The organism is Psychroserpens damuponensis (assembly GCF_000826655.1).
Taxonomy (GTDB): Bacteria; Bacteroidota; Bacteroidia; order Flavobacteriales; family Flavobacteriaceae; genus Psychroserpens; species Psychroserpens damuponensis.
In genome coordinates, this window is the sequence record NZ_JXJO01000021.1 from 1 (window position 1) to 25,348 (window position 25,348).

Below are 25,348 nucleotides of genomic sequence, written 5' to 3' on the forward strand. Positions count from 1 at the left end.
AACGTGTTTGTGTATGATTAGTTGCGTGGTTAGGCAACTAAGTTACCAAACTTTTACGAACCCGTGAAAATTCCGCAGGAATTTTCGCAAGTAGGCTAAAACCAAGCAATTAATTATACACGGTGTTGTGCGTTCGTTTTTTATTCAATTTCTTTAATACAAGCATCAATGAACCCTTTTCCTAATGTCGTAAACTCAATGTACGCTTTTCTAGTATTCAACTCTAGTTTAAATTCATCACCTTTGTAATCGGAAATTTCTTTCTCAATTTTTCCCTTTTGATTTTTATAATCAACATTCTCTAGCTTATCATAAACTTCTAGGTCATATTTATTTAGAGTTTCTCTTTCATAAGAGATTAGTCCATTTTGTTCCAAATTCTCTATATAAATATCAATATTTTCAGGAAAAATTAAACTTACACTATTTTCAATTCCAGTTAAATTCCAAGCAGCTTTGAGATAAACATCCTCTTTGTTCTGTGTACTGTAATCAATCATTTGTTTTAATTGCTCTTTAGTTTTCGTTCCCTTATTATCATGAAAATTAGGTTTTTCAAATTTTTCCACATAGCGATGAATATAAAAATCTATAAAAGGAATTCTCTTACTATTTTTAAAATGGAAAAGTATTTTTGCTTCATCAGCAGAAAGATTATTTAAAATTGAGATATATGAAGGATGTACCAATTTTAATGTTTCATCGAACGAAGCTTTTGTTAATAGATTTATAAAAGTCTCGGCTAATTCATTTTGGTCTAAATAAGTTAGTTTATCAATTATGGGTAAGCCAACATATTGTGGTACTTGAGTTGGTGTTAATTCTGTATTCTTGTTTAATTTGTCAGAGTATTTTTCTAGATTTTTTTCAAAGTAGATTTTTGATTTTGAATTTATTAGTTTAAGAGGTAATAGAATTAAATTTGCACCATCTAAAACTGTTTCTAAAGCTTCTCCAGCTTTTTTCATTCCAGGTTTAAATAGGTCTTTATATAAATCTTTTATAGGTATATTTCCTAAATATTTCTCTAACATTCTTTGTTGGTTTAAATGACGCACAACGGTCTTGTGTATGAAACGTAGCGTGAAAAAAGACACTAACTTTTCGGATTAAACACGAGCCGAATTTTTATTTTTTCTATTTATCTTTTAATTTCTAAATATACAAAAATAAAAATTTGGTGGACTTAATAAATAAGTAAAAACCTCTCGGAAAGCCTGTAATAGCTATGTTTTATACACTTTGTTGTGCATAGTGCTTTTCACGTTCAGCTTGGTTTTCCGATGTTTGTTATTTAGTTCAAATGTGAGCGTTGGCAAGACATACTCTTTTGCAATTTTTGGCGTAGCGTTGGCTGGTGCGAATTGTAAATGTGTATGGCTTTTAGCTTTGGCTTATAACAAATAAATTTTCAACATTTTATTAATCCATTATAAACTTAAATCCTGCGGTAATAATGCTAGAAGTAAATGATGTGTCTCTATCGTACTGATAAAATTTTAAGTCAATACTTTTTAATCCAAATTTCCAAATATGAGCTTTTGCGAAAATATCCGTGTACGATACTCCAAAACCAATTTGATTTGCAGAATATTCGGAAAGGTCATAATCAGATGTGTAAAACTCATCTGTTGACAAAGCACTTTCATATGGTCTGAAATAGTCGGCAGCTGTTTGATTATAAAACCTATACGATGGATACAATGTAAATTTATCAGTTATTTTAATTGGTACTTCAATACTTGCAGTATGTGAAGTAATTCCCCAATCATCAAAATAATAGCGATAGAATGTTCTTAATGTAAATGTTTCATTAAGATACCAATTTAAACGACCACCAACTGCTACTTTAAATCTTGAATCTGGCAAACGCTCAACAGCGTCTGCAAGTTGAAAATTATCTATGAATGAATCTGCAACATCGCTAAAATAAACTCTTTGAAATGGTGTAGATAATAAACCTTGCTGTTGTACAAAATCTAATGCTAATGAACCTTGTACGTTTTTATGAAGAATTTGAGAGAATCCAAAACCTAAAGAATAAGAATTACGACCTTCATCTTTAAATTCACTAAATCTAGGATTGTAATTTGTGTTTCCTGTAATTGTGTTTTGTGTAAATAAAGAATTACTTAAACCATTCCCGTTTTCTCCAAATGGTCTTAATTCGGTTGGGTAAATAGCATTCCAAGTATCTATGTAAACATTTGCATTTACACTTAATTCTGTGTTCTTTTCGTTAAATAATTTTGTGTAACTACCACCAACGCCAGCAGAAAAATAATCATATTCTGATGAAATAGATATTTTTGCAGACCAAATATCATTTCTATCGTCAGAGCTATGACTATAACTTCCAGTCAAATTTGCCCATAGGTCGCTACTTGATGCACCAGATGATGCTTGAAATGGGTCTGCTGGTTCATCATCAAAAGGGCCAACGTTGCTTGAAGATGCTGATGTGTATGCGGAAACTCCTGCGTCAATGGTCAATACGTCATCATCATTTAAAGGTATTGAAACCACAAAAGTTCCTGTAACATCTGTTAATTCTTCAGTACCTATTCCGCCACTTACCGCAGCATTATCTCCATCTTGCGAGTAGTAACTTGTTAGAAAATCTACTTCTGTAGTTTCTAATACCCGTTTTTTATAAACTTTGGTTGAGTCTTGTCCTGTTTGCGAATATGATTTAGCAAAAGCAAATACGCATAATATCAAAATAAATTTTTTCAACTTTCTTGTTTTATTAGTTACAGCCACAGCCTCCTCCAGTTTTTCCTCCATTTGCGCCAACAGCAGCCTCACGATATGAATGCATTGTGGAAACATTTCTGTCACATTTCTTATCTGCCAATGCCATATCTGGGTCATTTATATTTACTTTTTCGTATTCTTTAACCACAACACAGCTACTAAAACAAATTGTTATCAATGTGACACATATAAATTTTTTAATCATAATTTATTTATTTCTATATTCTTTGATTTTGTAATATTTCCATTATCATCTATGATAATACATTCTATTTTTGGTAATTGATTAATGCGGTCTAAACCAGCTTCTTTTCCCATAACAAAAATTGAAGTTGCAAGTGCATCCGCTAATTCTGCTTTAGGTGCAAAAACTGTTACACTTATAATTCCAGTTGAAGGATATCCAGTTCTTGGGTCAATAATATGTGTGTATCCTTTGCCATTAAAAATTACATACTTTTCATAATTTCCAGAAGTTACTACTGCTCCATTTGTAATTGGAAGTAATGCAAAGACTTTATTTTTATCCATTGGATTAGTAATAGCGACTTTCCATTCATTTCCATTGGGTTGTTTTCCCCAAGTATTCATATCTCCAGAAGCATTAATAATTCCAGAAGTTACACCTTTTAAAATCAATAAATCTTTAGCTTTGTCTGCTGCATACCCTTTTCCAATAGCACCAAAACCTATTTTCATTCCTTCTAATTTAAGAAATACAGTACTATTTTTTTTGTCTAAAACAATGTTTTGATAGCCAACCTTCTCTACAGAAATAGTTGTTTCCTCTTTTGAAGGCATTTTGGTCATACTGCCGTCAAACTTCCAAATCCTGTCCATTGAAGCATAGCTAATGTCAAAAGCACCATCAGTCAATTTTGAAATGCCTATTGCTCTTTCAATTAAATCAAACAGTTCTTTGTCAACTTTAACAGGTTTAATGCCTGCATTACGATTAATTTCTGATGTTTGAGAATTATCATCCCAAGATGAAATTAATTTTTCAATTCTTGATATTTCTGCGACAGCAGTATCAATATATTTATTTGCTTGTATAGAATCGTTTGCCACAACAGTAATGTCAAATCGACTACCCATTAATTTTAGAGTTCTTTTGTAAGATTCTTGAGCGTTACAGCTGATTAATGAGATAAATAGTAATAGAGTGATTAACTTTTTCAAATTATTTAATAAAAGCGTTTAATTCCTTAATATAATTTTCTGGTGTAGTTTTTTTATAACTACTTTCTCCTAATACTTTGCCTTTAGAATCTAGAACTACAACAAAAGGGAAATATCCTTGTTTATTGTATTTTTCGGCAAGTAGTGCGTTCGCTTTTGTTTGTGTCTCGGATAGTGCATTATTCTTTTTTCTCGGAAAATCTGCTTTTAGCATTACATAATTTTCGTTAGCATACTTTTTAAAAGCCTCTGTACTCCAAATTTCTCTATCAAGTTTAATACAAGGCGCACACCAATCTGAACCTTGAAATACTAATATTATAGGTTTACTTTCTTTGGATGCGAGTTCTTTTGCAACGTTAATATCTGTATTCCAATCTTGAGCCATTGTTGTGCTTACGCTTACAAACATTACTACTAATACCACAATTATTTTTTTCATTTTAATATTATTTATTTTTCATAAATGGATAGTCAACAATTAGACCAATACCTATAAACGAATGTATTATTTTTTTGTTATATATCAGCTCATTTTTTTCAGTTGAATATATAGAGTCAATTCGAGCGTTGGCAAAAAACAGCTCTTTTATTTTTTTAGCGTTGGCTTTTTAGAGCGTTGGCAAAAAATAAATGTGCTGTTTGTGCGTTGGCGTTTTTAGTTCAAATGTTCAATTTTAGCACGATTTTCGCATTATGCACAACGTGTTTGTATATGGAAAGTAGCAGATTTATATGTGCCATTTTTCAGTTTAAAAACAAAGATAGCAGAAATGAACTAAACTTTAAATTTAGCTCTTAACTGCTATTTTTTATATACGTTGTTGGCAACAGTATTATTTTTGTACTTTATAATTTCCTGCAGGCAATTTGAACGTTCTAACTAACCTTGTCCAAGTATTTATTTGAGACACAGCAAACGTTATGTTACAAATTTCTTCTGTGTTAAAATATTTGGTTAAAGCATTGAAAATATCATCCGATATATCTTTTTCACTTAACTCTGTTAAGGCTTCTGTAAATTTAAGGACTACTCTTTCTTTTTCAGTAAAGAAAGAGGTATTATTCCAAACACTAATAGTTGACAAACGTAATTCCGTCTCCCCTTTATGCCTTAACTCTTTATAATGCATATCAATGCAGTAAGTACACTTGTTAATTTGTGCCACCCTTAAACGCATTAACTCTAAAAGTTGAAAATCTAATGTTGATTCTTTAAGATATTTTTCTATTCCCATTAATTTCTCTACCATTTCTTTGGGAATTTGATTAAATTTAATTCGTTCCATAGTTTTTATTATTTTTTGAATGAAGTCTATATATTCTCTTTACCTAATTTGTAAATTTAATTTTCTTTTTTAGTATAATATTTTGAAGTAATAATGGCAATTGGAAGCCCAACTAAAACCATATGCCAAATTATTCCAACAATTGCTAAATTTATATCAAAAGGACTTTTAGGTATATTTGATTGAGGTAATACAATCAAATTCATCACTAGCCAAATAGCTAAGCCAAATAGCAACCCCATTAATGCTACGTTTTTTCTTAAAAATGAAAGTTTAGGAAATAAGAAAAAATAGACAATAGCACATACGTATGCTATTATAAAATGATAAATAGTACCTGCTAATATCATTAGAAAACCACTATTGATTGCTTCTGGACCGTGTATTCCTGATGCTATAAATTGTAATACTTGCAACGGATTTAAACCAAAGAATATATAATAGACAATTACGCCTGCTATTGCATCTAATATTCCAGCTACTAAACCAGACCAAAGTATGGTTTTTGTAGCGCTAGATGATTTTGTAAAGTCAAAAATCGATGTTATTTTATTTGCTTTCATTTTTTTTAAATTTTTGGGACTTCAGGGAAGTCGATTTTAATTTGAGTGATATTGTGAAGATAATTTGTGATTGTTTTTTCACCTATTTGTAGGATAACATCAATTAAGTGACCTTGATTATAGCCTTCATTAAAAAATAGCTCCAAATATTTTTGGTTTATTTTTCCACGCGTGTTTACAATGTCTTGACTTAATTTTATCAGAGCGTTTAGTTTCCTATCAAAAGAAGCTTGCCCGCTTCTAATTTCTATAGCTTCAGAATCTGTAAAACCATTCATTTTCCCAATTACTGTATGAGCTGCTCTACAATAGTTACAATCATTTACTTCGCTTACAATAAGATTGATAACTTCTTTTTCCTTATTGGTTAAAGATGAAATGGCATTTTGGAATGAAATATATCTATTCAAGCCATTATCAGATAAGCCAAGAGTTGCAAACAAATTGGGCATAAAGCCTACAGATTTTACAATAGCATCGTAAACAGGTGCATTGGTTTTAGACATTTGTTCCCGTATAGGAACTTCAAATTTGATTTTAGAATTTGTATTCATAATTCTTTGTGTTTTTATTTATGACACAAAGATTAGAACATAAAGATTATTATGAATTCAGATATCTGAAGAAATAATGTTCGTATAGCTGAACATTTAATTATTTAGTTAATTGATTACGTATTTCACTTAAATATTGCTTAGAAACACCCAAATATGAGGCAACCATATATTGTGGAATTCTTTGTTCAAATTCTGGATATTCCTCTGTGAATAATAGATATTTTTCTTTAGCAGAAAAGCTCAAATTAGTAATTATACGTTTCTCTAAAGTTATTGAAACATTTTGAAAAAGAACACGGAAAAAATGTTCTAATTCAGAAATCTCTAGGTATAGTTTTTCTAAATTTTCACGAGAAATTTGAATAACCATAGTATCCTTTAAACATTGAATGTTAGTATTTGAAACCTCTTTATTCATAAAACTAGGCAAATCTACAGCCCACCAGTTTTCTATAGCAAATCTAAATATGTGCTCATTTCCTTCGTCATCAATATGGAAAGTTTTAGTTGTTCCTGAAATAATGAAATTTATAAAATTGCACGAATCCCCTTGTTGTAATATGTATTGACCTTTTAAATACTTTCTCGTACTGACTTTAGATAAAACAATTGCTTCTTCTTGTTTTGAAAGAGTAATTGATTTTTCTAAATAGTTAATAAAATATGAAGCAGAGTTAATCATTTTTAGAATATTGTTGCCAACGGTCTTGTGTATGGAAAGTTGCGTTTTTGTGTGCGAGGATTTTCCGAAGGAAAATCAGACGTAACAAAAATGCAACAACCTTTGTTTAAGCACTAATGTAGCAATTTTCTATACACGTTGTTGTGGTGTCGTTTTTTTATTTCAAATTTTTAATAGCATCTTTTACGGATTTAATATCTGATTTTTCCTCATTTATTTTTCGAAGTGTAAATTCCAAAATAGTTTCAATGCTAATTGCTCGTTTTAAACATTCATCTTCGGAAAGCGAATGGAGTCCATCTGAAGTTTGCTTGTATAATAATGCAATCGGATTATCTCCAAGTTCTAAAAGAGAATTGGGTAAATACTTAAATATATTTTCGTAAATCGTATATGTTTTTGGGTTGGCAGAATATTCATCCAGCAGTTTTTGGATTTCGTTAGTATCAGATTCAGGAAGTTGTTTGATTTCTTCTATTATTTTAATCAATTCCTTTTCGATAATTCTTCTGAAATATGCAAAAGAGCCTATTCCTATTCTTAATGTTAAGAGTTTTTTTGCTTTATAAAGCCAATTATTGCTTTCCCTGTCAAAATGTTTAGAAACCGCTTTATCAATTTCAATCTTTCTTTCGTCTGAACAACCAACTTTTCTGATGTAAATATTTGTATTCGGAAAATCATAAGAATGTCTTTCTGCCAGTCTTATATTATTGTGATTATCTCGAATATTTGAAATTGGATTGTTACTATAAACATTAAGTAAAAAATGTATATTATGTTCATTACAAGATTTGCATTTTCCTAAAATCCAAAATGTATAATTAAGTTTATGATTTATGAAGTTTTCCTCTGGAATTTGTTTAATTTCATATTCCGATTGGTCAAATGAAGGACTGCTGCTTGTTATTGTTTTTTTTATTCTGTCGGGAAAATCCAGTTTAAATGGTCGCATCGAATTTTCTATTGGACAGTAATACTCGAAATTCTCTCCCATAAACTCTGTGATATGAGTAAATTTCTCATTATTTAGAGTGTAGTCTTCCAAGAGTAAATACTCCTCATAAAGTTCATGTTTTTCTAAAAATTCTCTCATATGTTTCATCGGTTCGTCAAAATGCACCACAACGTGATTGTGTATGATTAGTTGCGTGTAAATAAGCACGAACCTTTCGGATTTAAACTGACTCTAAATATATAAAAAAACCAATGAATTAAGCACTTAACAGCAATTAATTATACACGGTGTTACCTGGCTGGCGTTTTTCCGCAAACTTGCTAGCGTTGGCAAAGACATACTCTTTTACAGTTTTGGTGTAGCGTGGATGGTGCGACTGGAAATGTGTATGGCTTTGAGCGTTGGCAATTCCACTATACCATTAAATCATAACTTTCACTTGGTGGAAATAGCAATTCAATTCCTTTTGGTTTGATTTTAAAAAGCGGACCTTTTTCGACAACTTTTCCTTTCGAGTTTCGCTTAATTAAATGGTCAAGCGTTATAATTCCTTGTTCAATTAGTAAATCAAATTGAGAGGTAATGGGCTTTTTTGTATGCTCTACCAACTTATATTGAAAATGTTCTCGGTCATTTATTCTTGTACTTTCAGCTTCTACCCAAAACGTTTCTTTATGTTTAGATTTTAGTCGGTTGTGAAGTTTGTCTAATGTCCAAACCACAAAATCGCCAACTTCTGGTTTGTCAGAGTTTTCAATTAATTGCTTTATGTCGCTATCAATTCTTAAATTCAAGCCTTGTGAATTTCTTGTAATGGCTGAAACTGTGCAATAAAGCTTAAAATCTTCATCACGTTCGTAGCCAAAGTTATCGAGAATTTCCGCTGAACTTTTAAACTTGCTCAATTTCCAATCTGGAACTTGTGCAAACAAATTTTTTCGGTTCGTTCTACTATTTCTGAACGATTTAAGCTCAATTCCTTTATAATCTGGTTGTTTGGAAGAATTAATATCTATTCCGAGTGCAGTTTCAAGTGTTCGACCTACAGAAGTATCAGCATCAACCATTGAAGGAATTGGACCAGCATTTGCAATTTTTCTCAACATTGCTAAAAGCTCAAAAGCAACTTCATTTTCTGTCGTACTGATTGCATTAATTAGTTCCTGAAATGGATTTAGAATTGAAGAATAAATTAATTCCTTGATATCTAATTTTGTCAAGTTAAAAACTTGAAAACTATCGTTGTAAAAAGTGATTCCAATAATATCATTTGGGTCAGCAACTTTTGTTAAACCATAAAACCAAATTCTTGGGTCTCCTTTTTTAGTTGAAGGACGATATAGAGATGCTTTTGATTTTAAAATATTAAAACCAGTATGAATAATTGCTGGAATCATTACTTTGCTCTCTGTACCTTGATTCTGCAACTCATAATCGTGAATATTCTCACTTTTTAAATAACTACGAACAGAACCAGTCGCATCCATAATGGATTTTTTTAATCCGGTTTCGGTTGGCTCAATTAAAGTAAGAGAAACTTGGTTTTTGGTCAGTAATTTTATCTTTTCTTGTTCTGCGTTTGTAAGTTTTCTCACTTGATATATTTTAAAATTTCACTTGCTACTGCTCGTGCTAATAAAGGTGGTACAGCATTTCCAACTAAAGTGTATTGCGGTACTTCTGTTTTTCTATTATTTCCTCCAGTTGAGCGTTTTCCTTGAAATACAAAAGAGTCGTCAAAGGACTGTAATCGTGCCATTTCTCTTACTGTTAAAGACCTTGGCGAATTATAATGAATATAATCGTCTGCAATAGTCATTATTGTGGAACTTTGTTCATCTGGTTTTAAAACATTATAGTTTCTCTTATTCGTAGAAAGATTTAATTTCTCAAGTTCTGGTTGTGCTTTTTTATAATTACCATTTTTTAAAATCACACCAAGTCTTTCAATAACGGTTTCGTTTTGATTACTTGTTTTGTGATTGTTAAGTATGTCGAAATATTTTTCTCCGTTTTCTAAACCTTCAGTGTTCTTTACGTAAAAGGGTTTTGTTTGAGGTTTAAAACGGTCAATTAATCTACCTTTTTTTGACCATTCTGCAAAGGACTTTCCTCCTTTTGAAATTGGTTTCCCATCAATTTTTCTTTTCTTTAAAAGTTTAGCCATTTTCTTTGCAGTTCCATTGTATTGAGTTGAAATGTCAACTAATTCGTATCTGTGAGCTTCTTGATTATTACCTATAAAATCTAAATCATACAAAGCTTCAAAAATGGTTACTTTTTCTGCTTCAGTAACTGTTGCTGGTATTTCAGAAATATATTTCTGGTCTTTACGACAACCAATGAAAAGCACTCTTTCTCTGTTTTGTGGAACACCATAATTGGAAGCGTTAGCAACAAAAGGTTGTTCTATTTTATAAAGTCTAATACTTTCAAGAATTGTTTCTAATTCCTGTTTTTGTGTTTTATTACAATGAGTTTTTAATATCTCAATTGACTCGTCAAAAGAAGTGGTGTAAATTTTTAATGCAGTAATAATATCTTCACAATCTTTTTTATAGTTGGCAGGAACTTTTAAATTTTTAAATGAATTCTCGATTTTTGAAATAATATTTTCAGAGCCAATTTCTGTAAGGAAGTCAGTAAAAGCAGTTGTGAAATTATCACTATCAATATTACAAAAGTCTTTCTCTTTAATAATATCACGCTTTAATTTATCCCATTCTTTGGTTCGTGCTAAAAGATTAAAACCGTGACGGATTGTGTTTATGTTTTCGTCTGTTTTACTGGTTTTGTAGTCTGCAATTTTTGGTGTTATCTTTTTAAATCTGTTTTCTACAAAGTTGATGAAATCAGCTTTTCCATTTTCTTTGTCATTCTCCAGTAGCTTTTCGATTTCAACTCTTTTAATTATTGTATCGAAAAGAAATGAATTTGATACTTTACTGACTTTTTTTATAAATGAAATTAATTGAGGAATTTCTTTAGTATCCACAATAGAGTTGATTTCTTGAAGAATTAACTCTTTTATTTTACCACCTTCTTTAGTCAAAATGCCTTTTACATTTTCCATCACAAAGTATTTAGGTTGTAAAACCTTAATGACTTCTAAATAATGAGAAAATAGGTCGTCTTTTTTGTCGAATTTTTTTCTCTTTCCTGCAAGACTAAAACTTTGACAAGGTGGTCCACCACAGACAACATCTATTTGACGACCGTCAATTTTTTCTAATAAATTGTCTAAAAAGTCTGGTTCAGTAATATCTTGTTTTAAAAATTCAGCATCTAAACCTAATTGATGATTGTAGCGAACAACGTGAGTTAACTCACAGTTTTCGTTTATATCATTAGCCACAATAAAATCAAAGAATTTATTGTTATGTTCAGCTTGTAAAAACCCTTCGCTAAAACCACCAGCTCCAGCAAATAAATCAACAAAAGTGAACGGTTTTCCGTAAAGTGAAACTTGTTCTTTTACAATGTTTACATTACTGTTTTCTTTGTAGTTTTCTATGTGTTCATTTAAAAGGCTTTTAACTTCGTCTTGGATAAAAGTCTTTTTGTTGGAATGGTGAAGAAGTTCGTCAGCTCTTTCTCTTAAAAAATCCAAATAATGATTTATTTCGTGAGATTCTGTAGTTAAACCAATCGCTTTTTGTTTGGATTTGTCAAATTTTTTAGGTTCTATTTTTTGACCTGTCGAAACCTTAACTTGACTTCCGTTACAGTTTATTCGCAGATGTATTGGTGCAAACCCTTTTTTGTCAGGTTTGTCTAAATAAAAATTAATTGTTGCCATAATTATTCGCGGACGTTTTTACGTACACGGACAAATTTACGGACATTTTTTGTAATTTCTAATTTAATTCTACTTTTTGTTCGGATTATGCGTTGGAAAAAGGCAAGCTCTTTTTATTTTGTGAGGCACGAGCAAAATAAAATGTGCTTGACTGTGCGGCTGGTTTTCGCTTGCAGGTAACGGTTTTGTGTATGAGTAGTAGCGAATTAAAATCACTACTTTTTCAGAAAGTAATGTACAAAATAAAAAGTAATAGCGATTTGAATTATTACTCAAATCGCTATTACTTATACACGTTGTTAGCAAACGTTATTTTCAATTGCGTTTAAACTATTGCTTCTGATTTATGTAAACTAACTACAGTTAGAACTGCAATTCCATTTATCCAATAATAATAGGCATCTATTCCCTCGAAAGAAAAAATAAAAGGTGCAATTATGAATACTATTGCTACAATAAAATCTACTATTAAATGTACTCTATATGAAATTACTTTAAACGCTCCCAAATGATGGTCTGTTAGCAATGTCAAAACAAAGGCTGCAACTCCAGTAGCAACTGAAAGTTGTAAAGCTAAAGGATTTGAATCTCCTAATCCAAGTATAAACGGAAGTGCTATTAATGCAATGGCAACAGGATAATCTAAAAAAGCGTGTATTCTTTTGGTTACAAATTTCATATTTTTAATTTTTAATTGTGAGTTTTACTAAGTTTTTGCCAATTCTTGTCAGCAGCACTTTTTAACTTATTGTGATTATTTTCTGCTAACCAGAGTTGTTTTGCATCTAGTTCAACATTGTTTAAGTACAGATAGTATTTTCCGTTTTCTACAATAAATTTGTTTGGGTCAACTCTAAATTTTGCTCCTGCATAACAACCAAATGCACAAAAACCACCATATTGAGGAAGGTATTTGTCTGGGTTTTTATCAAACGTTGCTTTTTGTTCTGCTGATGTAAAGTAGTATACGACCTTTTTGTAATCAGACTTGAAATTTTTATTCCCTTTTTGTGCAAGTCCTAGATCTAAGTAAGAAACAGGGCTATATCCTTGTAATGCGATATTACTATTGTCAATATTGTTTGCCTTTTTATCTTGTGCAAATACTACTGAACTCATTACTAATGCTAATCCTAAAATTGTTGTTTTTATTAAATTTTTCATTTTATTAATTTTTATGATTGTTTAAACTTTATTATTCTGCGTTGAAATATTCTTCTTGAATTACTTTTCCATCAGCATTCCATATTCTGCGAATGATTTCGTGCCAGTAAATCTTACTGCCATCTTTCATATCGAAATCGAATGTAAATTCAGATGCTGATACATTCCCATCTACAATAGAGTGATGATGAGTTATGCTATTTACCTTTGCTATTGCTCCAGCAAATCCTTCCATTTTAGCAATCATTTCTGTCTTTCCGGTAGTTCCACCATTTCCGTAATCAGAAGTATTTGCATTGTCTGCAAAGAATTCTTTTACAGCATCTACAATAGCTCCTTGAGAAACTATTGCATCCATTTTTTGTACTTGTTCTTTAATATTCATCTTATTTGTGTTTTTAAATTACACTGCAAAGATGAGATGGTATTAAAGTTTAGTTGCTACAAAAAAAAGACTAAGAATTGTACTTTTTTAATTTGAATTCGGTAGGTGTAATTTTAGAATAATGTTTAAAGAATCTTGAAAAGTGATTTGGTTCTTCAAATCCTAATTGTCTAGAAATTGATGTAATCGATTGTCCTTCGAGGATCATCAATTTAGCAGAGTTGATTAATTCTAAACGTATAAGCTGACCTAGTGAAGTATTCATTTTCGCTCTGACTTTATTGGATAATGCTTTTATAGAAAGATTCATTTCGTTAGCATAAAATTCAAGAGACCTTTCTTTTGTGTGATATTTTTGCAGAAGTTCTAAAATATCCTGTGAAAATAAATCTCTGTTTTCAAAATCGAAGTTTTCTCTGAATTGTTTAGGTGTTTGACCTATTGAATTCTTGAAAACTCTATTGAAATAAGCATCATCTTTATATCCTAAATCATAAGAGATTTCTTGAATGTTTTTATTTGTAAACGCAACTTCTTTAAGGCTTTCTTGCAGTCTTTTTGATTTTATCAAGTTTTTTACGGTTAATCCGACTTTGTTCTTGATTAATGCTTGTGCATTGTAACCTCTGTCATTAATGAGGTTTACTAAATCGTTGCTAGTTAAATTATTGGAATATTCATCATCAATAATTTCTTTGGTGTCAAAAATAACTTGATATTCTTCTTTGTTAGCTTTAAATGGATTTTGCCAAAACCATTGCTTAGAGGAAATATCAATAATATCAGCTGAATTATGAGTCAAAGTGGTTTCTGATAGGAAAGTGTTGCAATCTTCACATTCTAATAAATCTATATAACCTAGAGAAATTATGTGTTTAAACAAGACTCTCACATCATTGTCATAAAATTTATTTTCATTAGAGAATTCAATTCTTCTAACTATAAAATCGTCTGATAAAAATTTAATGTATTGCCCTTTTTCTAAAAAGATTGCTTTTTCTTGCCAATCAAAATAGTTTTTAAAATCGACCTGAATACTTCCTTTCCCAGAAAGAATATGAATTAAAGTATAGCTTTCTATGAAGTATACTTTATTAATTTCTGGTGAAAACTTTTCTACTTTTTGCATTCTGTTGGGTAATGTTTGCTAACACGTATATATACGAAACGTGTACTCAAAGATAACAAAATTTTAATCATAGCAGAAATTCAAGTATAGCTTGCTATAATAAAAAATTACATGTGCGCATTTTATGTATCATTCATTTTTTTTGACTAAATTTAACAATGTTTGATATTTATAATACGCATATCTAAATGAATCTAAAGTCTTATACCTTCTTATTGGGAACTCATAGAAACAAAAACGTAATTTGGGTGCATTTTACCTTTAGTATAAAACTTAAAAATGAATTTAGAAAACGTTTTCCATCTGCCAAATGGAGCCAAACAACCAAACAATGGTATCTTCTAGATTTTCCAGCAGTGAGATCTGTATTAAATATTAAAGTAGATAGCGCTTACTCAAAACTAAAGAAGCAAATCCATCCTAATAATAAAATAGCATTTCAAAAATTTAACCAACAATTAGAATTAAAAGCATACAGCCCAAATACCTGCAGAATGTATTTGTCCGAATTTGCGCATCTACTCATCATATTAAATCATATTTCTGTTGATAGCCTGTCTCATAAACGACTAAAAGATTATTTCTTATACTGTGTAAAGACTTTAAAAATGAAAGAAAGAAAAATGAATGGCAAAATTAATGCTGTTAAGTTTTACTTCGAAAAAGTCATGCACGAACCCAAAATGTTTTTTGATATACCAAGGCCAAAAACACCTGCTACTTTGCCTAAAATGTTGAGTAAAGCCGAAATTAAACGACTTTTTAATCAGGTGAACAATGAAAAACATTTACTCATTTTAAAACTGTGCTATGGTATGGGTTTACGAGTAAGTGAAATAGTGACTATAAAAATTCATCATATCGATAGTGATAGAATGCAAGTTCTTATTGCTGGATCTAAGGGTAAAAAAGATAGATATGTAAACTTACCAGAAAGCATTTTAGACGCCTTAAGAACATATTATAAAAATTATAAACCAAAAGAATGGCTTTTTGAAGGTCAATACAAAGGTGCCTATAGCTCACGTAGTGTACAAGCTGTTTTTAAACGTGCTATGGGAAAAGCAGGTATAAAGAAACAAATAGGTATTCATGGTTTGCGCCATAGCTACGCTACACATCTTTTAGAAAGTGGAGCAGACCTACGTTTTATCCAACAGCTATTAGGGCATCATAGTATTAAAACCACTCAAATCTATACACATGTGTCTAACAGAACAAGATCAAATCTTAAAAGTCCTTTAGATTCTTTATAATAATTTTTAAGGCAATGTGCTGGTTGTAAGAGCGCATTTAATAAAGAATAATTTAAATAAACGATACGAAAAAAAAAGCGCAAGTGTTATATCACTCGCGCTTTAATAGCTATTAATTAATCAAAGGGATTTTGATTAGGCACAGGTTGCAAAATTAAGCCCATTAAAAGAGATTAAAATTGATGTATGTTAATAAATTTAATTTTTTGATAACTCTTTTCTTATCCTGCTTAAACTTTCTGTAGTTATACCTAAATATGAAGCTATATGGTAATTTTTAATGCGTTTTTCAATATGAGGAAATTCATCATTAAACCTAATGTAACGTTCTTTTACAGTTTCCGATAAATTAGAAATCGTTCGTTTTTGAAATGCTGCAAAGGCACTTTCTAATTTTTTTCTAATATGAGTTTCTGTGCTTGGTAGCGTTTGAAATAAATAGGCTCTATCGCTTCTAGAAATTTTAAATAATGTCGCATCTTGTAATACTTCTAGTGTCATGATGGCTTTGGTTAATGAAAAAAAAGCGGTAAAATCTGAGATCCACCAATCTTTAATGCCAAACTGTATCGTGTGGTCTTTGCCTTGGTCATCAGTATAAAATGTTCTCAGGCAACCTTCTGTAATAAAATAAATATCGTTTACAACATCGCCAACCTTTATAATAGTGTCTCCTTTTTTGTAATTACGTTTTTGTACCACAGAATCTATGATTTTTATCTCTGCTTCAGAAAATGAAATATTTGTAAAAATCTCGTTAAACATAAATGGCTTACAACGTATTAGGTGTGACGTGTGTCAATAATATACGTAAAACCTTTAAAATGAGTATGTGAGATTCGGTATTCTCTTTATAAATTAGTTAATCGGTTGTTTTTAACAAGAAAAAACCACTTTGAATTCACAAAGTGGTTTTCATTTAAAATTTCCGAAGAAATAAAAATTATTTTATCATCTCGTAACTACGTTTAATAAAATTAGTGAGCTCTTCACCTTTTAATAAACCTTGAGATAAACGTGCCAAGTCTAAACTTTGCGTAATTAAACGTTCTTGCTTTTTCTTGGTTTTTGTGTTTAAAATTTCGCTCACTAGCTCAGAGTTTGTATTAACAATGAGGTTGTACATTTCTGGCATATTACCAAACATGTTCATTCCGCCACCACCAGTTTGCTGCATCTCTTTCATACGACGCATAAATTCTGGCTGCGTAATAATAAATGGGCTTGCATCACTATCACTAGCTTCTAATTGTACCGTGAATTTTTCCTGCGGAATCACCTCTTTTAATAAGGTGTCTAGTGCTGTGTTTTCTTCTTCGGAAAGTTTAGAAATCGCAGTCTCGTCCTTTTTAATTAAATTATTGATATGATCTCCATCAACACGAGCAAACGTAATGTTCTCTTTGGTAGTCTCTAATTTTTGAATTAAGTGAGATACAATTGGAGAATCTAATAACAACACTTCATAACCTTTAGCTTTTGCCGACTCAATATATGAGTGTTGCGCATCTGTATTAGAAGCATATAAAATCACAAGCTTATCATCCTTATCGGTTTGCTTCGCTTTTATTTTATTAAATAATTCGTCATAAGTATAAAACGTACCATCTACAGTTGGGTATAATGCAAAAGCATCTGCTTTTTCAAAGAATTTATCTTCACTAAGCATACCATATTCAATCACAATCTTAATATCGTCCCATTTAGCCTCAAAATCTTCACGATTGGCATTAAATAACGATTTTAATTTATCACCAACCTTACGTGTAATGTAAGATGAGATTTTTTTAACAGCACCATCGGCTTGTAAGTAACTACGAGATACGTTTAATGGAATATCTGGAGAATCAATCACACCTCTTAACATGGTTAAGAATTCTGGTACGATGCCTTCAACATTATCAGTAACAAACACTTGGTTTTGGTACAATTGAATTTTATCCTTTTGTACATTTAAATCGTTCGTCATTTTTGGGAAATATAAAATCCCAGTTAAATTAAACGGATAATCTACATTTAAATGAATATTAAATAAAGGCTCTTCAAATTGAGCAGGATATAATTCTCTATAGAAATTTTTATAATCATCACCTTCTAATTCTGTTGGCTGTTTGGTCCAAGCAGGATTTGGGTTATTAATAATATTATCTACAGTAATTTGTTTGTGTGGCTCAGTAGTTTCTTTACCATCTTTATCTGTTGTAGTTTGTGGTGTAAATTCAGGATCGTTAATCTCTTTAGTACCAAACTTAATTGGCACAGGCATAAATTTATTATACTTAGATAACAGTTCACTAATTTTACCTTCTTCTAAAAACTCTGTAGAGTCTTCTGCAATATGTAAAATGATTTCAGTTCCTCTTGAGGTTTTATCTGAGGCTTCTAGTGTAAACTCAGGTGATCCATCACAGGTCCAATGAGCAGCAGGAGCATCTGTATGAGATTTTGTAATAATCTCTACTTTTTCTGCAACCATAAAAGCTGAGTAAAATCCTAGTCCGAAATGTCCAATAATCCCAGAGTCTTTTGCTGAGTCTTTGTACTTATCTAAAAACTCTTCAGCTCCAGAAAATGCCACTTGGTTAATGTATTTTTCAACCTCTTCAGCACTCATTCCTAAACCTTGATCAATAATATGAAGTTTTTTACCTTCTTTATCAATTTTTACTTCAATTACAGGGTTTCCATATTCACTTTTAGAATCTCCAATACTTGCTAAATGCTTTAGTTTAAGCGTTGCATCTGTAGCATTACTAATCAACTCACGTAAAAATATTTCGTGATCACTGTACAAGAATTTTTTAATGAGTGGGAAGATGTTTTCTACCGATACATTAATGTTTCCTTTTGTCATTTTTATTCGTTTTTTTTACCTCTGTCATATTGAGCGAACTCCATATGACTTAGAGATAAGGTTATTTATTGTTTTTAATTTCTAAATGTATTAAGTCAAAAAAAGTACCAAGGCTGATAATGTGACAAACTGACATCATTTTTTCTGCGGAAATGTAAAACCTTCACGATTTGCCTTTAAATGTCAAAGGGTTAGAGTGTAATCCAATTTCCGAAGCACAACTTAATACTATGCGTGCATAACGAATGCGTTTGTGTTTAAATCATAGTAAGGTGCAAATCCTTAAATTGCATGACTGATTTAATTAAAAGAGCGTCCCATTTTTTGGGAACAAAAACAAGTTTTTATGTACAATTCTAAGATTATTGGTTTGGGACATTACGTTCCTGATAACGTAGTGACAAATGATGATTTATCCAAAATGATGGATACAAATGATGCGTGGATCCAGGAACGTACAGGAATTAAAGAACGTCGTTGGGCCATTCCAGGAACTGACGATACTACTTCAGGAATGGGAGTGAAAGCTGCCAAAATTGCCATTGAACGCTCTGGTTTAGATAAAGATGATATCGATTTTATTGTGTTTGCAACCTTAAGTCCAGATATGTATTTTCCTGGTCCTGGTGTGCAAGTACAACACGCACTAGATATTAAAACGGTTGGTGCTTTAGATGTGCGTAACCAATGTTCTGGTTTTGTGTATGCTCTTTCTGTAGCAGATAATTTTATCAAAACTGGGATGTATAAAAACATTTTGGTGATTGGTAGTGAGTTACATTCTCACGGATTAGATAAAACCACTCGCGGACGAGGAGTCTCCGTAATTTTTGGAGATGGAGCAGGAGCTGCTGTATTAACAAGAGAGGAAGATACAAGCAAAGGAATTTTATCTACGCACTTACATTCGCAAGGTGAACATGCCGAAGAATTGGTATTGATTGCTCCTGGTATGGGTAAGCGTTGGGTAAATGATATTATAGCAGATAATGATCCTAATGACGAAAGTTATTTCCCGTACATGAACGGACAATTTGTATTTAAAAACGCAGTAGTTCGTTTTAGTGAAGTGATTATGGAAGGCTTAATGAAAAACAACTTACAAGTTGATGATATAGATATGTTAATACCGCATCAAGCCAATTTGCGTATCGCTCAATTTATACAACGTAAGTTTAAATTAGAAGATGACCAAGTGTTTAATAACATCCAAAAATATGGAAACACGACGGCTGCATCTATACCAATTGCGTTAACCGAAGCTTGGGAAGAAGGTAAAATAAAAGAAGGTGATACGGTTGTATTGGCTGCTTTTGGTAGTGGCTTTACTTGGGGAAGTGTGATTATGAAGTGGTAACCAATCCCTTTGCAGAAAGGGATCTCATTATATAATTTTATTTAAATTATCTAAAACCTTTTAAAAATTGTTGGTAAAAACACCAGCATTGTCATATGCATTTAAAAATGAAGGCATCAGTCAAATTATTTTTAAAAATTTTCATTTTTCTTGTAGTATTTGAAATTGCACTAGGTATCGGAAACGCCTACTTATTTGCAGAAGGCACATCTATTTTTAATATTAAATTAAGTACGTTAACTAATTTGCTTCTTCGCTTTTTAAGTTTTCCAATGAGTATTTTTGGACGAGACTTACCATTTTATGCAAGAGAAGCTTGGCTTGGGATTGTGTTAACTATTCTCAATATAGCCATACAATCTTTTATTGTGATGCAACTTTATAAAACATTGAGACGCTCAAAAACAAAAAATCCCAAAGTCTAAACTTCGGGATTTTTCTGCTATTAATCAATTTAATTATACACTAAAACTATAACCATTAAATCATGATGTATTAAATTGATTAGCTATAAAACTTATCACACTCTTAAGACGCTTAAATTTTCATTTTATTTCATAGATGTTCGGTTTTAACTATCAATTAACAGTTGCTGTTTGTGTAATTCTTAGCCTGAGATTTGAAGTGTTCAAATTTTAGCTAAAAAAAAGCCTGTAGTTCTCACCACAGACTTTCCTCGTTATTAATTAATTAACTTTATTTAAGGGTTAACTTAAATACACCAAATATTATGATGAGCATTTTGTCGTAATAACTATTGGTAGATAACATATTTTAATGTGTTTAACATTTATTTATAATACGTCTAATACAAACAAAAACCCAAAACTTGCGTTTTGGGTTTTCTTATTCAATAACCGTACAATTAACACTAACCATCAACTATTATATGTAGGTTACCAAATGTTTCTTTGATCTATGATTAGGTGGTTATATAAATCCTCCGCTTCCAGATTTTTCGTTGTTATCTCTATTTTTACGTTGTAAGGCTCTGTATTTTCCACCACCAAAACGGTATGACAATCCAATATTCCAAGTGTTAGATTCCCAATTAAATTGTCCTTTATTAGGTTGAGGTCTATCGCCTTCAAATTCAAATTTCATGGTGTTTAAAATATCACTGTAGTTAAAACTAAATGTAGCACGATTGTCTTCTAAAAAGCTATAACGTAATCCTGTATTTACCATAAACATAGGTTGGCGTTCAAATTGTAAGCTCTTTTCTTCGCCTCTATACATTGAGAATAACGATAAGCTTAATTTTTTAGTCACTTTAAAATTGTTGAACAATCTAAAGTTGTACACCACATTATTAACTTCAATCGTTGATCGTTCGATATCATCTACTGTAGCAACATTTGTAGGCGCTGTTAGCGTTTCGGCAATTCCCTTTTGTTGACGAGAAAATAAATCGAAACTTCCGTTTAAACTCCACCATTTTGTGGGTCTAAAATTGCTACTAATCTCAATACCAAAAGCTGTAGTGTTTTCAAAGTTGTCATAGGTTAAAATGTTTTTGTTAAGATCTAATCGGTCTATAAATACGGCTCTGTTGATTTCGTCTTCAACTAATCTGTAAAAAACGCCTCCTGTAACCGTTCCTTTTTCAAATTTTCTAGTATAATTAACCTCTATTGAATTTGTGAACTGAGGTTGTAGGTTCGTATTTCCGAAGGAAGAAATTAAAGGCGTACTCCATTCTCTAATTGGATTAACTTGTTGTAATCCTGGACGATCTACACGACGACTAAAACTCATTTGATAAGAATTTTTATCGCTAGGTGTATAGGTTACAAAAGCCGATGGATAGATTTGAAAATAATCATTCTCAAACGGTGTTGTCTCACTAGAGTTTTCTAATTGACGAATGGCAGAGGCATCTTCAGTTACGCTTTCGGCACGTGCTCCAATTTGATAGCTAAATTTTTCAAATGTTTTGCCATACGTTACATATACCGAATAGATATCTCGTTTGTAATTAAAATCGGTTGCAGGTGTTGGGATAAATTCATCACCATTATTTGGTGTTGCATCTTGATTTTCATTAACAGATAATCCTGAGGAGTTATAATCTATTTGTGTGTCAAATAAACGTGCTTCTGCACCAATTTCTAATTTTGCTTTCTCAGATAATGGATTGACATAGTCTAAATTAATCGTGGTTTGATCTCTATCTGTATCTACAATATCTGTATAATTAGGAGGAAATACAATATTATTAAACATAAAATTGGCCACTTCATCTTGAGCAAAAACACTGTAATCTACTTCTAAATCTAATGTTTCGTCTTCCTTTTTTAATTTGTGATTATAAACACCATTGTATTGCGCTACAGTGTTTTCAATATCATTATTAAATACTTGTGATTGAAACGGTTGGTCAATGTATTGAATGCCAGTCTCTCCTGTTCCTAAACCATTAAATAAGTTTTGGTTAGTGAAAAATGATACTGTATTGTGATCATTCATATAAAAATCAACACCAACTTTATAGAGATGTGATTTGTTATTGTTTAAAAAATCAAATGTTTGAAGAGAGCCATCATCCAAGCGTTCTATACGTCCGTAATTGGCATTATTACCAATGTTGTTACCGTAATTTCCGTAGAGATTAAATTTTCCGTTACGGTAATTCATATCTATTGAACTATTAAATTTTGCATTTATTTCTTTGGTTAACCCGAAGTTGATATTTCCGTTGAAACCTATAGAAGTATTTTTATGCAGTATGATATTAATAATCCCACTCATACCTTCTGGATTGTATTTTGCTGAAGGATTTGTGATCAATTCAATTTGTTTTATAGATGTTGAAGGGATTTGCTTTAAAAGTTGAGCAATAGGCACATTAGATAATTTTCCGTCTACCATAACTCTTACATTTTCATTGCCACGAAGACTAATGTTACCCGTTTGTTGATCTACATTTACAGACGGAATGTTATTCATAATATCACTGGCAGAAGCTCCTGCAGTAGTTAGATCTTTACCTACGTTAATCACTTTTCGGTCAACTTTTTGTTGAATGGTGGTGATTTCGGCAACTACAGTAACTTCGTCTAAGCTTGCCAAATCTTCTTCAAGGCGAATATCACCTAAATCAATTTTGTAACTGTCTTTTCCAATAGTTACAGTTTTTGATACTGTGGCAAAGCCAATGTATTGTATCGATACTGTAACCTTACCTTCTGGTATTTTATCGATTTCAAAGGTACCATCGTCTCTAGTAATTCCGCCAGTAATTGTTTTTTCTTCGGAATTTTTAATCACGATATTGACGTAAGGTAGCGGTTCATTTAAGGTTGCGTCTATGACTCTGCCTGAAATTTGTCCGTCTCTTAAGTCTAAATTTTTGGGTTGTGCAAATGCAAAGATTGTAAATAGGCAAATACACACTTGTGTAAGTGTTTTCATTTTTTTTTGATTGATTTTTATACTGAATAGATTCAGTAAGGATTGATTAGATGAAATTAATAGTTGTTATGATATAGACGATCTATTTTTTAATACGTTACTTTTTTTAACATTACTTAACACGGTTTTAACAAATGGAACATCAAATTTTGTAGTATATTATAAAATGATCAATAAAAAAGTAAAACCTATGAATAAGAAAACTTTAGTAATTGGAGCCTCGTTAAAGCCAGAGAGATACTCTAATATTGCCATGAAAAGATTAACAAGCTACAATCACGATGTTGTTGCTTTTGGGTTAAGAGAAGGCCAAGTCGCAGGCATAGATATTGATACGAGTTTAATGCCATATAAGGATATCGATACCATAACACTGTATCTTAATCCCGAGCGCCAAAAAGCCTATTATGAGTATTTAATAGGACTACAACCTAAACGCATTATATTTAATCCAGGAACCGAAAACTCAGAATTTCAAAACCTTTTAAAACAACAAGGTATTTATTTTGAAGAAGCTTGCACTTTGGTATTATTGTCTACGAATCAATATTAAACCTAGAAAGGTCAAAAATCCATTTAAAATTAAGATAAAAAAACCAAATTCAAACCCAAACCATTTTAAACTATTTACACTTATTATGTAAGATAGGATAGGAGAAAGAATTGCAATTATAGGTACAATTTTATCTTTGACATTCCATTTTGTAAAGAGCCCAAAAGCATAGAGGCCTAATAAAGGTCCGTAAGTATATCCTGCAAATACAAAGAGTTTTTTTATAACACTTTCATCTTGTATGATATACTTAAAAGCAACTATTACTAAGATAAGAATCACAGATATAGCAACATGAATTTGTTTTCTAATAGTAACTTGTTTTGCTTCGGAATACTTTTTTTCAATATCCAAAATGTCAATACTAAACGATGTTGTTAATGATGTCAATGCACTATCTGCACTACTATAAGCGGCTGCAATTAATCCTAACAAGAAAAATACAAATACAGTTGTGCCTAAATGATTTTTAGCAAGAATAGGAAATAAATCATCTTTGTGAGCATCAATACCATTTTGCTGAGCATAGACTGTAAGTAACAGTCCTAAACTCAAAAATATAAAGTTAACAACAGTGAGCACTATGGTAAACCAAAACATGTTTTTTTGAGCATCCTTCAACGAGCGGCAAGTTAGGTTTTTTTGCATCATATCTTGATCTAAACCTGTCATTACAATGGCTATAAATGCACCAGAAATAAACTGTTTCCAGAAATAATTTGCCGATTTGTAATCGTCAAAAAAGAAAACTTGAGAAAGATCACTGTCTAGTACGTAGCTTAAAATATTTCCATCTTGGATTGCTAAAGAGTCACTAACAAAATATATTGCTACTCCAACAGCTATGAGCATAAATAAAGTTTGTAGCGTATCCGTCCATACAATAGTTTTTATACCAGATTTGAAGGTGTACAACCATATAAGTAAAACCGTAATTGTTACCGTTTGCCAAAAGCTAACACCTAATTCGTCAAATAGTATTATTTGCAAAACGTTTGCAACTAAAAATAATCTAAAACTAGCGCCAACAATTCTCGAAATTAAAAAAAAAGAGGCTCCTGTTTTATAAGCATAATTACCAAATCGTGTTTCTAAATAGGTATATATAGAGGTAAGGTTTAATTTGTAATATAAAGGCAAAAGAATAGTTCCTATAACTAAATAGCCTAGAATATAACCCAAAACAACTTGCATGTAGCTAAACTGTGAGGCTTCTATCCAACCAGGAACCGAAATAAATGTAACACCAGATAACGAGGCGCCAATCATCCCAAAAGCGACAATATACCAAGGTGATTGCTTGTCTGCCTTAAAAAAAGCAGTATTACCAGATGATTTACCTGTAAAATAAGAGATAAGTATTAAAACACCAAAGTAAGCTAGAATAAGAAAAATGATGACGTTCGTCGACATAAAGAAGGTTTTAACAGAGATTTAAATGAAATATAT

At 31.3% G+C, this 25,348-nt stretch carries 24 protein-coding genes; 4 read left to right on the forward strand and 20 right to left on the reverse strand.

The genetic code is table 11. The annotated features are described in order from the left end of the window. Nucleotides 1–140: 140 nt before the first annotated feature. From TD29_RS18000 to TD29_RS12520, 16 genes are all read right to left on the reverse strand, one after another. On the reverse strand, nt 141–1,034 hold the full coding sequence (locus tag TD29_RS18000) for an Abi-alpha family protein (RefSeq protein ID WP_052467103.1): 894 nt from the start codon (nt 1,032–1,034) through the stop codon (nt 141–143). Between the two features lie 388 nt (nt 1,035–1,422). After that, entirely contained in the window at nt 1,423–2,736 is a 1,314-nt protein-coding gene (locus tag TD29_RS12450) for a DUF3570 domain-containing protein (protein ID WP_241485274.1), read from the reverse strand. A gap of 13 nt (nt 2,737–2,749) precedes the next feature. Then, nucleotides 2,750–2,962 (reverse strand): DUF4266 domain-containing protein, encoded by a 213-nt coding sequence (locus TD29_RS12455; RefSeq protein ID WP_040281076.1) that lies wholly within the window; start codon nt 2,960–2,962, stop codon nt 2,750–2,752. Then, the gene (locus TD29_RS12460) at nt 2,959–3,855 is read right to left on the reverse strand and encodes an FAD:protein FMN transferase (RefSeq protein ID WP_394331537.1); all 897 of its coding nucleotides are present in this window, start codon (nt 3,853–3,855) and stop codon (nt 2,959–2,961) included. The genes TD29_RS12455 and TD29_RS12460 overlap by 4 nt, the downstream gene beginning before the upstream one ends. An 85-nt stretch (nt 3,856–3,940) precedes the next feature. Then, on the reverse strand, nt 3,941–4,381 hold the full coding sequence (locus tag TD29_RS12465; RefSeq protein ID WP_040281078.1) for a thioredoxin family protein: 441 nt from the start codon (nt 4,379–4,381) through the stop codon (nt 3,941–3,943). Nucleotides 4,382–4,775: 394 nt separating this feature from the next. Beyond that, nucleotides 4,776–5,228 (reverse strand): carboxymuconolactone decarboxylase family protein, encoded by a 453-nt coding sequence (locus tag TD29_RS12470; RefSeq protein ID WP_052467105.1) that lies wholly within the window; start codon nt 5,226–5,228, stop codon nt 4,776–4,778. Nucleotides 5,229–5,284: 56 nt separating this feature from the next. After that, nucleotides 5,285–5,791, reverse strand: a complete 507-nt coding sequence (locus TD29_RS12475; protein ID WP_052467106.1) for a hypothetical protein — start codon at nt 5,789–5,791, stop codon at nt 5,285–5,287. A 5-nt stretch (nt 5,792–5,796) separates the two neighbouring features. Continuing rightward, nucleotides 5,797–6,345: a carboxymuconolactone decarboxylase family protein gene (locus TD29_RS12480; protein WP_040281079.1), complete on the reverse strand. Its 549-nt coding sequence runs from the start codon at nt 6,343–6,345 to the stop codon at nt 5,797–5,799. Nucleotides 6,346–6,445: 100 nt separating this feature from the next. Continuing rightward, nucleotides 6,446–7,030, reverse strand: coding sequence for a Crp/Fnr family transcriptional regulator (locus TD29_RS12485; RefSeq protein WP_040281080.1), 585 nt, complete (start codon nt 7,028–7,030; stop codon nt 6,446–6,448). Nucleotides 7,031–7,187: 157 nt separating this feature from the next. Next, complete coding sequence (locus TD29_RS12490) at nt 7,188–8,126, reverse strand: hypothetical protein (protein WP_152611512.1); 939 nt, start codon at nt 8,124–8,126, stop codon at nt 7,188–7,190. A gap of 275 nt (nt 8,127–8,401) precedes the next feature. Beyond that, complete coding sequence (locus tag TD29_RS12495) at nt 8,402–9,583, reverse strand: MvaI/BcnI restriction endonuclease family protein (protein ID WP_040281082.1); 1,182 nt, start codon at nt 9,581–9,583, stop codon at nt 8,402–8,404. Further along, a complete protein-coding gene (locus tag TD29_RS12500) occupies nt 9,580–11,787 on the reverse strand; it encodes a DNA cytosine methyltransferase (RefSeq protein ID WP_040281083.1) in 2,208 nt (735 codons plus the stop codon). The genes TD29_RS12495 and TD29_RS12500 overlap by 4 nt, the downstream gene beginning before the upstream one ends. A 325-nt stretch (nt 11,788–12,112) precedes the next feature. Next, the gene (locus tag TD29_RS12505; RefSeq protein WP_040281084.1) at nt 12,113–12,466 is read right to left on the reverse strand and encodes an SPW repeat domain-containing protein; all 354 of its coding nucleotides are present in this window, start codon (nt 12,464–12,466) and stop codon (nt 12,113–12,115) included. 11 nt (nt 12,467–12,477) lie between these two features. Next, the gene (locus tag TD29_RS12510) at nt 12,478–12,951 is read right to left on the reverse strand and encodes a YHS domain-containing (seleno)protein (protein WP_040281085.1); all 474 of its coding nucleotides are present in this window, start codon (nt 12,949–12,951) and stop codon (nt 12,478–12,480) included. 31 nt (nt 12,952–12,982) lie between these two features. Continuing rightward, on the reverse strand, nt 12,983–13,309 hold the full coding sequence (locus tag TD29_RS12515) for a hypothetical protein (RefSeq protein ID WP_241485275.1): 327 nt from the start codon (nt 13,307–13,309) through the stop codon (nt 12,983–12,985). A gap of 97 nt (nt 13,310–13,406) precedes the next feature. Beyond that, nucleotides 13,407–14,465 carry a helix-turn-helix domain-containing protein gene (locus TD29_RS12520; RefSeq protein WP_040281087.1) on the reverse strand — a complete coding sequence of 353 codons (1,059 nt, stop codon included), beginning with the start codon at nt 14,463–14,465 and terminating at the stop codon, nt 13,407–13,409. A gap of 188 nt (nt 14,466–14,653) precedes the next feature. Here TD29_RS12520 and TD29_RS12525 point away from each other — a divergent pair, with 188 nt between their 5' ends. Further along, nucleotides 14,654–15,721, forward strand: coding sequence for a tyrosine-type recombinase/integrase (locus tag TD29_RS12525; protein WP_040281088.1), 1,068 nt, complete (start codon nt 14,654–14,656; stop codon nt 15,719–15,721). A 198-nt stretch (nt 15,722–15,919) separates the two neighbouring features. Here TD29_RS12525 and TD29_RS12530 read toward each other — a convergent pair whose 3' ends face one another. After that, complete coding sequence (locus TD29_RS12530) at nt 15,920–16,486, reverse strand: Crp/Fnr family transcriptional regulator (protein WP_040281089.1); 567 nt, start codon at nt 16,484–16,486, stop codon at nt 15,920–15,922. 178 nt (nt 16,487–16,664) lie between these two features. After that, complete coding sequence (htpG, locus tag TD29_RS12535; RefSeq protein ID WP_040281090.1) at nt 16,665–18,575, reverse strand: molecular chaperone HtpG; 1,911 nt, start codon at nt 18,573–18,575, stop codon at nt 16,665–16,667. A gap of 346 nt (nt 18,576–18,921) precedes the next feature. On the opposite strand from htpG, the gene TD29_RS12540 reads away from it, so the two are divergent. Both TD29_RS12540 and TD29_RS12545 read left to right on the forward strand, forming a co-directional pair. After that, entirely contained in the window at nt 18,922–19,932 is a 1,011-nt protein-coding gene (locus TD29_RS12540; protein ID WP_040281091.1) for a 3-oxoacyl-ACP synthase III family protein, read from the forward strand. Between the two features lie 107 nt (nt 19,933–20,039). Beyond that, entirely contained in the window at nt 20,040–20,357 is a 318-nt protein-coding gene (locus TD29_RS12545; protein WP_152611513.1) for a hypothetical protein, read from the forward strand. 505 nt (nt 20,358–20,862) lie between these two features. On the opposite strand, the gene TD29_RS12550 is transcribed toward TD29_RS12545, so the two are convergent. Further along, a complete protein-coding gene (locus tag TD29_RS12550) occupies nt 20,863–23,346 on the reverse strand; it encodes an outer membrane beta-barrel family protein (protein WP_040281093.1) in 2,484 nt (827 codons plus the stop codon). Between the two features lie 190 nt (nt 23,347–23,536). Between TD29_RS12550 and TD29_RS12555 the strand changes: the two genes are divergently transcribed. Next, entirely contained in the window at nt 23,537–23,899 is a 363-nt protein-coding gene (locus tag TD29_RS12555; RefSeq protein WP_040281137.1) for a CoA-binding protein, read from the forward strand. Here the strand turns inward: TD29_RS12555 and TD29_RS12560 are convergent. After that, nucleotides 23,876–25,312, reverse strand: a complete 1,437-nt coding sequence (locus TD29_RS12560) for a sodium:solute symporter (RefSeq protein WP_040281094.1) — start codon at nt 25,310–25,312, stop codon at nt 23,876–23,878. The two genes, TD29_RS12555 and TD29_RS12560, sit on opposite strands and share 24 nt — an antisense overlap. Nucleotides 25,313–25,348: the final 36 nt, after the last annotated feature.